Below are 13,609 nucleotides of genomic sequence, written 5' to 3' on the forward strand. Positions count from 1 at the left end.
GAGTGGGAAGCTGAGTTAGCCTAATAATTTTGGACTTCTCAAACGGTCGCTGCGATGACGCCTAATCGGGATTCTTACCTCCAAAAAAAATGCCGATCAGCTTAGCTGACTGGCATTACCCTCACAGGGCCTTTTTTGCTTACAAATGATGTTATTGAGTGCGCCACGACTCAACAACATCTGCACCGAACTCGGCTCTCCATTCTTTCGATTGGCGATGGTTTCCGTCCTTGCTTTCGATCAACTCACCAGAATTCGGATTCTTATAGATTTTCACCTCGCGGGCTTTACGGGCTGCCTTCGGTGCGGCAGCAGCACCAGGGGAGCGGCGACCTGAGGATCAAGCAGGTTGATGACGTTCTGCAGACTGAAGCCGTACTCGCCGAACAATGCACGGAGCTTGCTTTCAAAGTCCAGCCTCAAATTCACAATAGGTAGGCTAATACCTCCAAAAGACCGGCGTAATAAGTACCAGCACGGTTAGGATTTCCAACCGCCCCAGTAACATGCCAATGGTCAGTAACCATTTTGCTGCATCAGGTAGTGATGAGAAGTTACCGGCAGGCCCGATGATCGTGCCCAGGCCTGGTCCAACGTTGCATACTGCAGTAGCGGCGCCACTTAAAGCAGTTGTCCAGTCCAGCCCGATCAGAGCCAGTCCCAAGGCGATTATGGCAATGGTGATGGTGAAGAAAAATGAGAAGGTTAAAAGTGAGCGCAAGATCTCCTCGTCAATGGGGTGACCGTTGTACTTCTTCTGAATCACGGCTCGAGGATGGATCAACTGCTTCAAGCTACTCACGAGTAGGGATGCAGCAACTTGGAAGCGGAAAATTTTCAGTCCGCCAGCCGTCGAGCCTGAGCATCCGCCGACAAACGTCAGATAGAAGAACAACAGAACGGCAAAACTACCCCATAGTGTGTAATCGCCAACTGCAACTCCTGTGGTCGTGACGACGGAGGTCACGTTGACCGCCACAATACGAAATGCATCCCACCAAACGTAGTCGCTGTGAAAGCATAGCCATGTACCAACAGCCAGCCAGGTGACAATCAAGAATCCAAGAAATCCGCGTACCTGGTGATCCTTCAGCAGCGCACGCCTATGGCCGCGCAATGTTGCGACGTACAAGGTAAAGGGCAGGCTACCCAGAATCATGATGACCACCGCTACCCAGTGAATCGCTGGCTGCGTCCAATGCCCAAGCGAGGCGTCCGAAGTGGAGAATCCGCCAGTAGAGATCAACGACATTGCGTGGTTGACCGCTTCAAACGGCGTCATCCCAGCGATCCAGAGTGCCAGAGCCCCGGTGCCAGTAAGTCCCAGATAGAGAACGAGGATGTACTTGGCTGCCACATGCGAACGCGGCGTCACTTTCTCCGACCAGTCTGAGGACTCTGTCTGGAAAAGACGCATGCCACCCACTCGCAACAGTGGAAGGATCGCCACAGCCATGCCGATGAAGCCGATACCACCTAGCCAGTGCAGCATCGAGCGCCAGATCAACAATCCTGGTGAAGCGGTATCCAAACCACTCAGGACAGTTGAGCCCGTGGTTGTGATGCCGGACATCGTTTCGAAGAAAGCGTCTGTGTAACTGATGTGACTAATGAACACCATTGGCAACGCCGCGAAGGTACACACCACCACCCAACTGCCAGTCGTCAACAAGTACATATCCCTCGGACGGAGCTGGCCAGTATCGGGGCGCCCACGCACGATCAAAAGAAGACCGCTGATGAAGGTAATCAAACTCGACCAGAGAAAGGCCGACAGATCGTCGCTACGCTCGAAGGCCACCAGCGTAATCATTGGGATAGCCATGCTTACGGCCAGCGTGATCAGAAAAATGCCTAGGATGAAGCCGATGAGCCGCATTGCTGCGAAGGACATAGAAAGTAGCCTACTAAGTTAGCGCCACGCAGTATCGAATGCTCAATCTCAAAGCCTCGTAAATTTTGCGTAAAATTTCTACGGGCAATCAGTCAAACAAGGATCGGTTGTGAGGAAAAATTAACTGGTGAGTAGAAACCGGCACTTGGCCGTAATGCCGTTCACTTATGCGTGGGGGGGCCACATTTGTGGCGAGGGGATTTATCCCCGTTCGGCTGCGAAGCAGTCGTCAATGCGAACCACTCGATCTGTTTGAAAAGACGCTGAGGGCCGCTTCGCGGCCCAACGGGGATAAATCCCCTCGCCACAGATTTCTTGCCCGCCGAAAATAGTCTTAAGTGAACAGCATTAGGCACTTGGCCGGGCTTTATGGATATCCAACAGTTCCTGGTGATAACACGACTTAGACAGTGCTTCGAACAGCCTGAATGCCTGTCTTGTTGCTTCGCTGACGCAGGTTTCTAAACCACAGTATTTGTAGGTTTCGAGATACTGTGGTCATCTCAAGAGAGATTATTTGGCTACGGCAGCACTCGTTAGGACGCTGCTGCGGCGAAGGACTATAACGCCACCGAACGCTGCCAGAATCGATCCGATCAATACCCCGACTTTGACTTCATCAATCAAAAGAGCTGATCCGGCGAACGCCAGATTGCCAATGAATAGGCTCATGGTGAAACCAATGCCGCACAACAGTGCTACGCCATAGAGTTGAACCCAGGTGCTCCCTTCCGGCAGCTTGGCCAAGCCCATACGAATGGTCAGAGCAGCCAATAGGAAAATACCGACCTGCTTGCCCACCAACAGACCCAGGGCTACACCCAGCGGAACCGGATCGACCAGGTTCTCCATCGAAATTCCGGACAATGAAACACCCGCGTTGGCGAAACCAAAAATCGGCACCACTGCGAACGCTACCCACATGTGCAGCTTCTCTTCCAGGAAAAGCAGCGGAGATCGGGCTTCCTCTTCTGGCTTGCCCATTGGGATGCACATCGCCACAGCGACACCCGCCAGCGTGGCATGTACACCCGATTGCAGCACGAAGAACCACAGTACACCACCGACCAGGAGATACGGGAACAATCGCCTTACGCCCAATCGATTCATTGCGATCAGAATGACCAGAGTCGCAAGCGAGGCCAGTAACATCGGCATGGAAAGGCCCGACGTATAGAAAAAGGCGATGATCACCACTGCGCCCAGATCGTCAATGATCGCTAAGGCAGCCAGAAACACTTTCAGCGAAGTCGGGACTCGCTTACCCAGTAACGACAAAACACCTAAAGCGAATGCGATGTCAGTAGCGGCCGGGATCGCCCATCCCCCCAAGGTCTCAGGATTACCCCAGTTTATTGCGATGTAGATCAGCGCAGGAACAACCATGCCGCCCAAAGCACCAAATCCAGGTAAGGCGCGCTGCCCCCAAGTGGAAAGCCCACCGGCCAGCACCTCTCGTTTGATTTCAAGACCGACCATCAGGAAGAAGATCGCCATCAGACCATCATTCACCCAATGCTCTACAGACATGCCCATCCAAACGCTGTGTAAGGCTGCAAAGTAACTCTGGGATACAGGCGAGTTAGCAACAATCAGAGCGGCCAGAGCTGCGCCCATCAACACGAGACCGCCAGCGGATTCCGACGACAGGAAGCGAGTCAGAATCGCTGCTGCTCTAGGGGTTTCGGCTTTAGCTTGATGCTTGGTCATCAACATCCTTGGGATCACTTAAAAGGTAATAGATTAACATCTGGCCTACACGAACATGGCGGCGTTAAACAGCCTGAAACAGTTAATGTTTAAGGCCATAACCAGGCATTAATGCTGTTCATTCATTGCTCTGGAATGGGGGTTTTAGGCCAGAACCTATTCGCATGCGAAACAATATACAGGCCGCCCATCGCTTCCATACCCCATGCCCTTTTCGAATAACCCGATCAGTCTTCCCATCGCTTGATACCATCCAGCACACTTGTATGAAGATTTAATGTCTGGAAGGCCACTGTGAACATTATCCGTCGCTGGTTACGACAACCCTATGCACGTCTCATCACTCTGTTCGGACTGGTTCTGATCGTGCCTGTGTGCATGCGTGCGGCACTGGGTTGGTCGAATCCACTCGGCTACCTTTCAGATCTGGGAACTGCGAGCCTGCTCATCGTACTCCTGCATCGCCGTCCTTGGTGGTTAGCACTTCCAGTGCTGCTGGCATGGGGAGTTATGACGCTGGCGACTGCCGAACTGGTCAGCGCGGTCGGTAGACTTCCAAACTCCTCAGACCTGCACTACCTGATCGACCCTCAGTTTTTGGAAAACTCTACCGGTGGTGGTTTCGCCCAGCCTTGGCTAGCCGCCACTCTATTTCTTGGACTGGTGATTTGGCTGATCACGCAGTATCTGGGACGTTCCACTGCCGCTCCAGGCTTGCCGCGAAGCGCGTGGGGAGCACCGCTACTGCTATTGATCACCCATTGGGGCGCTCAGCACCTGTCCCCCTCAGAGGAAGACCAGTGGCGCTTGTTCAACCTCCCGCACCAGTTGATGGCCGCGAGCGTTGGCGATGTTCAGGCAAGCGCAGAAGAGTGGTTGGAAGGTGATGTTGTCGATGTCCCACCGCAAATGGCGGGGCTCACTCAGCTCGATTTGGACGGACAGAAATTGCTCGCGGCACCGGGGCGTGCGCGTAATGTGTTGATCATCGCGCTGGAAGGTATTCCTGGCGCTTACGTCGGCGTCAACCGCCAAGCCCTGCACAGCAGGTATCAAGAAAACCTCATGCCCAACCTCAGTCATTGGGCAGAACGCGGCATGAATACGCCGGACTATGTATTACACAGCCATCAAACCATTCGCGGCCTCTACGCGATGCTTTGTGGCGATTACGACAAGCTGGACAACGGCACGCCCAAGGGGGTCGAAATGTTGACCCAGAGTGAGCGCAACCAAGCCTGCCTACCTGCCCAGTTGCGCAAGAACGGGTTTGCCACGCACTACCTTCAGGGGGCAGGCCTGCGATTCATGGCCAAAGACAAGATCATGCCGCACATCGGCTTCGACGCTACGCACGGGTTGGAATGGTTCTCTAATAGCAACTACCTGGAGTTCCCTTGGGGCAAGGATGACAAGGCTTTCTTCGAGGGGGCGCTCGAATACGTCGGCCAGCTGAAAAAGCAGAAAAAGCCGTGGATGCTGACCCTGCTGACCGTTGGCACCCACCAACCCTATTCGGCCCCTGAAGACTACCTTGAGCGCTACGACACACCCAAGCAGGCCGCCGTCGGATATCTGGATGATGCTCTCGGACAATTCTTCAGCAGCCTGGAACGTCAGGGCATCTTGAAAGACACCCTGGTGGTAATCACCTCGGACGAGTCCCACGGCATAGATGGTGTACGCCTGGCTTCCTCATGGGGCTTCAACCTGATGCTAGCGCCCGAACAGGATCAGTTGCCCAGGGTGAAGTCTGGGGTCTACGGGCATGTCGATCTGAGTGCCTCGATACTCGACTACTTCGCCTTGCCTGCCCCCTCAGCCTTGAGCGGTCGGTCCCTGTTTCGTGATTATGAAACGGGCCGCGAAATTATGTCATTCACCAACGACAAGCTGCGCTATCACGATGGCCAAGGCACCTTGACCGAGTGTGATTTTCAACAGCGCTGTCGGTTTTACGCCAGCAAAGGCTTTATTGCCGAGCGTGCGACCTTGACTGGTCAGTACGGCGGTAAACGCGCCCGACAAATCACAGCAAGAGCGACGGCGCTGGATCACTCGCTGCTCCGGACACCATTGAACCAGCACTACCAGTTCGGCAGCCCCGCTATCATCCCGCTTCAAGCGCAGATCAAGGATGACTGGGCCGACAACCTTATCGGTGCTCAGTACCTCGAAATGCCTAAGGGCTCGCACACTCGCGTTCGCCTGACCGTGCGCTCGGTAGATCCACAACAGAACGCCTACATACTGCTCAAGGCCAAGGAGCTGGAGCAGGATGTCCAGCTGGGCCTGCCAGCCGAAATGGTCGTCACAGCAGACCAGCCACTGGAGATGGACTTCAGCTTTGACAATCCGCAGTCGCGTAAGGCGTTTTCGTTCCACTTGTTGGGCTATGGATTGGGTGCCGTTGAAGTGAGCGACTTCAGCGTGATTACCGAGTTGCCAGAAGCACTAGAGGTGCTGGATGAGAACCCGGTCGACAGCAGTGCTCAATCAAGCTAGGTACCTCATTGCTTGCACTCTTACTATGAGTGCAAGCCCTATGTGGACTGTAACGTAATGATTTATAAAAGTATTGCAGCAACTGCATTCCAATACTCTTAACAGATCGAACTTACTAAAAGCAATATCAGGGTGCTGCGACCATAAATCACAAGAGGCTTAGATCGAAGAATAGATTGCTCCGTAAATATCTTGTCACACTACCGTCTGCCAACAATTTGATTTAAGTCAATAATCATCAAGCGCTTGGTTGCATGGATCTTTTAGTTCGTATCAGCTGGTTAATAGAGTGAATGTAAGAAAATCCAACGATTTTTTAAGCGTTCTGCTATACCCGCGCCCGCCCATGACCAACTCAGCCCAGTTCAGTCGAGCTATGCGCACAGGAGATATTCATTGAAGAAGCCGGTGGTCGACGCAGCAGCTGAGCTAACACTAGTTCCCACGCATTCCGTGGCGTGGCATACGCTGCCTGCAGAGCAAGTGATGAACCTGCTCGAGGTGAATGAGCATGTCGGGTTGGAGGCAACCGAAGTTCAAGCCAGGCTTGCCCGCACTGGTTTCAACAGGCTACCAGAAGCCGCACGTCGGCCTGCGTGGCTCAGATTCTTGCTGCAATTTCACAACATTCTGATTTATGTGCTTCTAGGATCCGCTGCGATTACCGCGATGCTGCAACATCTGTGGGACACGGTGGTGATTCTTGCGGTAGTAATTGCAAACGCAATCATTGGATACGTCCAGGAAGGCAAAGCGGAAAAAGCCATGGACGCTATCCGGCAGATGTTGGCACCGCACGCAGCAGTAGTTCGCGCAGGCGAACGCTTGAGTGTTGTAGGTGAGGCGCTAGTACCGGGCGATATTGTATTGCTGGAGGCCGGAGACAAAGTACCTGCTGATTTACGCCTGCTGCACGCGAACAGACTGCAAATTCAAGAAGCAATTCTCACCGGTGAATCCCTACCAGTAGAAAAACATACTGAACCAGTAGGTCTTGAAGCTGCCCTGGGTGATCGTACATGCATGGCATTCAGCGGCACCCTCGTGACTTGCGGGCAAGCAACAGGGGTTGTAGTTGCTACCGCAGCAGTTGCTGAAATCGGACGCATCAGTACGCTGCTTGCAGGAGTAGAAACGCTGACCACCCCGCTGGTGCAGCAAATGAACGTATTCGCGCGCTGGCTGACGATCTTGATCTTGTTAGTCGGTGGCCTTTTGCTCGTGTTCGGCCATTATGTCGGGCACTACGCATTCACCGAGATCTTCATGGTCGTGGTGGGGATGTCGGTAGCGGCGATACCTGAAGGGCTGCCAGCAGTCCTTACTATTACGCTGGCTGTAGGAGTACGGGCAATGGCTCGCCGCAACGCCATCGTGCGTCGCCTACCGGCCATCGAAACGCTAGGTTCGGTATCCGTCATCTGCACTGACAAGACCGGCACTCTCACCCGCAACGAAATGATGGTGGCATCGGTCGTCACGAACGATCTCCTCTTCACCGTCGATGGCGCAGGTTATCAGCCAGCGGGAAGCATCAGTCTTGCCGATCAGTTAATCGACATATCGTCTCACCCCGCGCTGTCAGAATTGGGGCGAGCAGCAGGTCTTTGCAACGATGCCGTGCTGCGCCTGCATGATGACTTATGGAAGGTAGAGGGCGACCCGATGGAGGGTGCCTTGCTAGCATTTTCCGGAAAGACCGGAATCGATAGAGATGAAGACCATCGGGCTTGGCCCCGCACCGACGCCATACCATTTGACGCTAAACACCGTTTCATGGCGACACTGCATCACAACCATGATCGACATGCCTCTATCTATGTGAAAGGCGCGCCAGAGCAAATACTGGCCATGAGCACGCAGCAGTTCGTAAACGCCGGCGGAACTGAACCGCTCAATGCGGAATACTGGCACGCACGGGCAAACGCCATTGCTGCCAAGGGGCAGCGTGTATTGGCGTTAGCAGTGAGATCGGTTCGGCCCGAGCACACCGTGTTGGAGTTCGGGGACGTGCAAGGAACGTTAACGTTGCTGGGCATGGTCGGCCTGATTGATCCACCTAGACCCGAGACGATAAAGGCAGTTCAGCAATGCCAAGGGGCGGGCATTGTCGTAAAAATGATCACTGGCGATCATGGCGGCACCGCCGCTGCTATCGGTCGCCAGATTGGCCTGCAAAATCCCGACAAGGTGCTGACTGGCGTGGACCTGGACGCCATGAACGATGCTGCCCTCAAGGAAGCGGTAAAGGACGTCAATATTTTTGCTCGCACCAGCCCCGAACATAAGCTCAGGTTGGTAATGCTGCTGCAATCGAACGGCATGACAGTGGCCATGACCGGCGATGGCGTTAACGACGCACCAGCGCTAAAGCGTGCCGATGCCGGTATCGCCATGGGTGGAAAAGGCAGTGAAGCCGCCAAGGAGGCCGCAGACCTGGTGCTGGCAGATGACAACTTCGCATCCATCGTGGCTGCAGTACGCGAAGGCCGGACAGTCTACGACAACATCAAGAAAGTGCTGAGCTGGACGCTGCCTACCAACGCGGGCGAGACCATGACCATCATCGTCGCGCTGCTACTCGGCATTACCCTGCCGGTGACGCCGATACAGATTCTGTGGATCAATCTGATAACCGCAGTGACGCTCGGCATCGCGCTAGCGTTCGAGCCCACCGAAGAAAACACCATGCGCAGACCGCCTCGTTCACGCAAGGAACCACTCATAAGCGGAGCCTTAGTCTGGCATATGGTGCTTGTTTCCGTTCTTTTCCTCTGTGGTGTTTACGGCATTTTTTCGTATGCACTCGACCGCGGCTACTCCGTGGAGTTGGCCCGAACCATCGCGGTGAACACGTTAGTCGTGATGGAAATATTCCATCTGTTCTTCATTCGTAATCTCTACAGCACATCGCTTACCTGGAAGGGCATTCGCGGCACCAAGGTCGTGTGGATGACCGTCACAGTGATTACCTTCGCTCAGTTCGCCATCACGTATGCGCCACCGCTGCAAAAGGTGTTTGCAACAGAGGCAGTCCCCTTCCTTGATGGCCTGCTGATCATCGGGGTTGGTGTTGCGCTGTTTGCGGTAATCGAGATAGAAAAACAGATTCGAATCCGCTTGTCCGAGTAGAACGGGTTGCATACTGGGCATACCCTAAACGACAAGCATCTTCATGCCACTGAAAGAGGATTTGGAAAATGCATAAAATACTTGTAGCGATCGATGGTTCCGAGCATTCGGAGCGCGCGGTGCGTTACCTTATTGGGCTGATCCAAGATGGCGGATTACTGGGCGGTAGTGTTGAGGTACATCTGGTGAATGTGCAGCCACTTTTACCAACTCGAATCGCACTCGACATGAGCGAGGATGAGCGTGATCGTTACTATGGGGATAAAAGTGCTGAGGATTCACAAAAAGCTGAGGTGCTTCTGAAGCAAGAAGGGATTGCATTCGCACTCCATACCTTACAAGGCGATGCAGCCAGCCAAATTGTGGCGTGTTCGCGTTCCCTTGGATGTGACAGCATCATCCTAGGTTCGCATGGCAATGGTTTTTTGGCGGGGATTTTTCTGGGCTCTGTCGCGGCAAAGGTGATTCAGCTCTCGGATTTACCAATCACCCTAGTCAAATAGGAGATCGTGAATGGTTTGACAGCACGGCACCCATAACTGGATTGTCAAAGACAGTTGTTGGGGAAAGGTTTTGATGGAGCTTTGCCCTTTCGCCGACCATGAAGCCCTATGACGAGCGGGGTGTTGATACTTTTTGAATCAAATGCCTTCTCGACAATGATTTGATATCGATTAGCCTAGGATTGCTCCCCAACAGAAGACCCTCGGCGAATTCAATAATGTCTAGGGCCTTTGTGACCATGTTCTCGCGTTGCCTGCGTTATGGGCGGGGTCGCGTCGGCACCCGAAAGGGTGGTCGGCCTTCGTGGTCGGCACTCCAACCTTCGCGGCTTTGCCCACCACTCATTATAGTGATATCGCGCTCAATCAAGCAGAGGCATCACGCCTGGAAATGCTTAAAGCGCCTTTGCTTACTCATGCCCTTCGTTCCGGCACGCACACAGTGGAGCGTCGAAGCGTTGATGAAACTACATGGGCATGTAGATTGTACTCGGAACCCAGCAATACCCCTCCTGCACCTCTTAATAGCGCATGCCCAGCTACGACGTCATGAGCTGAAACAGGATAGAGCGAGACACCACATACAGCATCGCCGACGGCAACTCTTGCTAACCTGTATGCAATTGAAGGCATTGCATGAAAACACGCTGGTGCGCACAGCTCACGATTGAGCTCCGGTTTATTCACCGCCGCAGCGCTGACCATTACTCTACTGCCTTTCGAGAGCTTTTTATCAGCAAGACCAGCGCTTACTGGTTGGCCGTTGCGAATCAAGTGTGAAAGACCTTCCGTCCGACCGATACAATCAGGAGCCCCCTCAGGAGTAACAGTGGCATACACGACCCCAAGCACTGGGATAGTTACATGCAGCAGACCCACCGACAGAGCAGCCCCCTTCAACCCCATCAAAAAATCCTTGTCGACCCACTGATTCATTGCTCAGGGAGAGCGCCATGCCTTTAGACATCCTGCTGTCGGAACATGCAACGGAAGAACAGCGGTCAGCCATTCTGACCCCGTTGCTGGCCCACAATCTGGCCAAGGGTGGAGACGACGCCCATGAAACTTTTGCCCTGTTGCTGCGAGATCCTGACAGCAATGAAATCATTGGCGGGCTGTACGGAAAGGTTTCCTATCGATGGCTCCTCATCGATCTTGTCAGTGTTCCCGAGTCGATGCGGGGCCAGGGTATCGGACAACGGCTTATGCACATGGCCGAAGACATCGCGCAGAAAAAGTACTGCATAGGTATCTGGCTGGAGACATTCAGTTTTCAGGCACCGGGATTTTATCAAAAGCTGGGCTACTGCGAATTTGGGCGCCTGACGGATTATCCGCCGGGACATACCCGAATGTTCTACCACAAGCTGTTGTGCTGACGGCACATTGAACCTTGAGCCGATTGCTGCACTTGATACCGGGTAGCTATCAATTATGGGGCGCTCGTATTCGATGACCGCCCTTCGGCCCTTCGTGGCAGGCAGCAATCGGCCAGGAGCGAACTCTATGATTTGAGTCTCGAACCTTTCTGGTCTCTGCATGTTTATGAAGGCTGCCTTACCAGCGAAGGTGATGACCAGGCCAACTCGTTCGCCAAAATATACGCATCGCTTTGCATGAAGAACCTTCCAAATCTGGAAGCACTCCGAGAAAAACTCAGGCCAATCCCTAGCCTTCCCACCGAAAAAGCGGCGTTGTTTCTGGCAGGTAATCCTGGCGACGCTTGGTCTGTTCCAGACAAGTACGGAACGTTTGTGTTAGCGCTTCCCAGCGGCAAGATTTTTTGCGCTGTGCATGTCCGCAGGGCAAGTACTGAGACCGCTATCAAGCTGTTCACTGGACTGGTCGCAAATCCACCCTCTCCGTTTACCTCAACGCTGGTAAAAAACGAGCAAACACACTCACCCTCAAATGGGCAAACTCAAACCCTTTCCTACGAATGGTCAGTTCCAAGCACGACACGAAAAATGTTGTTTACCATCACTACTGCCACATCTGAATCCGCACAACTTCAAGTGCTGGGTTCAGCAACAATCATCAGCCAATAGAAGCAACCACTGCGGTCAAAAGATTGCACAGCAACGACAAGCAGCAGTTATCCATTTTAGCCACTGCTGACCGGCGCAATCGACCAGAAGTAGTCGTTTGAGTGGTGATAAAAATCTGGCCCCTAACCCCTGTGACTCTATTCCTTGGACTCGCTTACGAATTACGACCAGGCAGCATGCCTTTCAACACCTCGTCTTTTTCAACGAAGTGATGCTTGAGCGCCACGATGACGTGCCCTCCCACCAAGGCTCCGCATAGCCAAGCAACATAGGTATGAATCGATTTTGCCAAGCCATAAAGCGATTGGTCAGGATCGACCATAGGCGGTAACTGAAAAAGTCCGGCCACGAGGATGGGTTTATCTGCCACAGAGCTCCAATACCAGCCAGAGAGTGGTAGGCCGATTAGCGCAATTGCGTAAAGCATAAAGTGACCAAAGAAAGCCCCACGCTTCATTAGCGGGCTCATCGCCGCGGGCAATGCCGGCGCGGGGTGAGTGATCCTCCATGCGATACGCACAACAATCAAAAACAGCAACGTACTCGCCATCGCTTTGTGCAGGAATGTCAGCTCATGATGCGTATTAAACTCATCACGCCAGTGAGTGGCCAGGATTCCAATGAACCAGGCACCGATCCAGAGCAACGCCATCCCCCAATGCAGCCACTTTGCAGTACTGGTGTAACTCTCTGCTTTTGCCATCCTGTGTGCCTTTTCAGTTCAATCGTGGATGAATTATTGCCTCGATAAGTTATCGAAAAAAAATGACAATTACTGCTTATAAGAATCGAATAGCTCGATACATTCCAATCAGAACCTCCCCGGCTACCAAGCTTTCCCACTCCAAAAGAGAAGGTCAGCAATGGGTCGCTTTCAGCCCCTAGTGACAGGCAGAAATCGCCAATAGCAGCCACTCGCAGTAGGAATACCATGTCTATCATGCCCGCATCTCGGGTGAGCACATGACCAAGCTAACTGCCGAACTTCACTTCGTGATTATCGGAGACCGCAAATCTGCAATACCTGTCCTTTTTCGTGAGTCGTACCAATCGCTCATCTTGAAAAAAACCAGACTGACTTGCAGAAACTTCACCGCGCCAACAAGTAGATACCTCTGCAAACCGCCAGTCGGAAATGTTGGCGAAATTAAGCGGATAACGCGTGATGAGAGCCATTTGAGCCACAAAAACGGCCTGTCTACGAAGCCCGAGAGCGCAATGTTCTCAAGTCTGCAACGGGGTTATTTGGAGCGATGGTTCCGAATCTGAGGTGGACGCGGTAATTTGGTGCACCGGTTTCAGGTCAGCCCTACAGCATCTTGAATCACTGGGGCTGGTCAACGCCGAGGGCCGCGTTGAGGTCGAAGGCACCCACTCGACCGAAGAGCCAAGGTTGTGGTTGGTTACGGTGAGTGGACAGGTTCGGCGTCCGCCACACTGATCGGTGTGACACGAACAGCACGAAGCACTGTCAATGAGATCGTAGCCTTTCTCGCCGGTCAGTCCGCCTGAGGCGGACTGCAATCGGCCTTGGTGTATACCGCTGACTGTTGCGGAGAGCCTTGCCTGACATCTTCCGCAGAAGCGTAACGTTGGACACTGACCATGCAGTCGTTTATGCGCTGAAGCAGGATATCCTTCAGCAGTCCTTGGTTGTTGGCTGGACAGTTGCTGCCCTCTTTCACCACCCAGGATGCTCGCTTCTCATCGCGGCTAATCAGGCTGCCAAACTCCACCGTGCAATCCCCCCATTGCAGCCTGTCGACGGAAAGTCGAAGTGACGGTAGCGCTGAAGCATCTCCCTGGTTACTGCGCCA

The 13,609-nt window shown here is 53.4% G+C and carries 8 protein-coding genes and 3 pseudogenes; 6 read left to right on the forward strand and 5 right to left on the reverse strand.

Going from position 1 to position 13,609, the window contains the following annotated elements; genetic code table 11:
- Window positions 1-151: 151 nt before the first annotated feature.
- From PSUM_RS32260 to nhaA, 3 genes and pseudogenes are all read right to left on the reverse strand, one after another.
- Window positions 152-417: pseudogene (locus PSUM_RS32260) on the reverse strand (histone-like nucleoid-structuring protein, MvaT/MvaU family); the annotation flags it as partial.
- A 22-nt stretch (window positions 418-439) separates the two neighbouring features.
- Window positions 440-1,894 carry a TrkH family potassium uptake protein gene (locus tag PSUM_RS28955; RefSeq protein ID WP_083348654.1) on the reverse strand — a complete coding sequence of 485 codons (1,455 nt, stop codon included), beginning with the start codon at window positions 1,892-1,894 and terminating at the stop codon, window positions 440-442.
- 513 nt (window positions 1,895-2,407) lie between these two features.
- The gene (nhaA, locus tag PSUM_RS28960; protein ID WP_020799259.1) at window positions 2,408-3,604 is read right to left on the reverse strand and encodes a Na+/H+ antiporter NhaA; all 1,197 of its coding nucleotides are present in this window, start codon (window positions 3,602-3,604) and stop codon (window positions 2,408-2,410) included.
- Between the two features lie 294 nt (window positions 3,605-3,898).
- On the opposite strand from nhaA, the gene PSUM_RS28965 reads away from it, so the two are divergent.
- The 3 genes from PSUM_RS28965 (at window position 3,899) to PSUM_RS28975 (ending at window position 9,744) form a co-directional block, all read left to right on the forward strand.
- On the forward strand, window positions 3,899-6,109 hold the full coding sequence (locus PSUM_RS28965; RefSeq protein WP_083348653.1) for an LTA synthase family protein: 2,211 nt from the start codon (window positions 3,899-3,901) through the stop codon (window positions 6,107-6,109).
- Window positions 6,110-6,505: 396 nt separating this feature from the next.
- Window positions 6,506-9,241, forward strand: coding sequence for a cation-transporting P-type ATPase (locus PSUM_RS28970; protein ID WP_042955623.1), 2,736 nt, complete (start codon window positions 6,506-6,508; stop codon window positions 9,239-9,241).
- A gap of 68 nt (window positions 9,242-9,309) precedes the next feature.
- Entirely contained in the window at window positions 9,310-9,744 is a 435-nt protein-coding gene (locus tag PSUM_RS28975) for a universal stress protein (protein ID WP_042955624.1), read from the forward strand.
- 498 nt (window positions 9,745-10,242) lie between these two features.
- Here PSUM_RS28975 and PSUM_RS28980 read toward each other — a convergent pair.
- Window positions 10,243-10,659: pseudogene (locus PSUM_RS28980) on the reverse strand (inositol monophosphatase family protein); the annotation flags it as partial.
- A 38-nt stretch (window positions 10,660-10,697) separates the two neighbouring features.
- On the opposite strand from PSUM_RS28980, the gene PSUM_RS28985 reads away from it, so the two are divergent.
- Both PSUM_RS28985 and PSUM_RS31630 read left to right on the forward strand, forming a co-directional pair.
- Window positions 10,698-11,123, forward strand: a complete 426-nt coding sequence (locus PSUM_RS28985) for a GNAT family N-acetyltransferase (RefSeq protein ID WP_020799262.1) — start codon at window positions 10,698-10,700, stop codon at window positions 11,121-11,123.
- A gap of 132 nt (window positions 11,124-11,255) precedes the next feature.
- A complete protein-coding gene (locus tag PSUM_RS31630; RefSeq protein ID WP_141195527.1) occupies window positions 11,256-11,792 on the forward strand; it encodes an NMCC_0638 family (lipo)protein in 537 nt (178 codons plus the stop codon).
- A gap of 154 nt (window positions 11,793-11,946) precedes the next feature.
- Here PSUM_RS31630 and PSUM_RS28990 read toward each other — a convergent pair whose 3' ends face one another.
- Window positions 11,947-12,495, reverse strand: coding sequence for a cytochrome b (locus PSUM_RS28990; RefSeq protein ID WP_020799263.1), 549 nt, complete (start codon window positions 12,493-12,495; stop codon window positions 11,947-11,949).
- Between the two features lie 490 nt (window positions 12,496-12,985).
- On the opposite strand from PSUM_RS28990, the pseudogene PSUM_RS32265 reads away from it, so the two are divergent.
- Window positions 12,986-13,304, forward strand: a pseudogene (locus PSUM_RS32265) (pyridine nucleotide-disulfide oxidoreductase); the annotation flags it as partial.
- Between the last annotated feature and the right edge of the window lie 305 nt (window positions 13,305-13,609).

The organism is Pseudomonas umsongensis (assembly GCF_002236105.1).
Taxonomy (GTDB): domain Bacteria; phylum Pseudomonadota; class Gammaproteobacteria; order Pseudomonadales; family Pseudomonadaceae; genus Aquipseudomonas; species Aquipseudomonas umsongensis.

Bases quoted from the DNA above. Each gene is read 5' to 3' on its own strand.
- PSUM_RS28955 (WP_083348654.1), bottom strand. From the start codon at position 1,894: ATGTCCTTCGCAGCAATGCGGCTCATCGGCTTCATCCTAGGCATTTTT.
- nhaA (WP_020799259.1), bottom strand. From the start codon at position 3,604: ATGACCAAGCATCAAGCTAAAGCCGAAACCCCTAGAGCAGCAGCGATT.
- PSUM_RS28975 (WP_042955624.1), top strand. From the start codon at position 9,310: ATGCATAAAATACTTGTAGCGATCGATGGTTCCGAGCATTCGGAGCGC.
- PSUM_RS28985 (WP_020799262.1), top strand. From the start codon at position 10,698: ATGCCTTTAGACATCCTGCTGTCGGAACATGCAACGGAAGAACAGCGG.
- PSUM_RS28990 (WP_020799263.1), bottom strand. From the start codon at position 12,495: ATGGCAAAAGCAGAGAGTTACACCAGTACTGCAAAGTGGCTGCATTGG.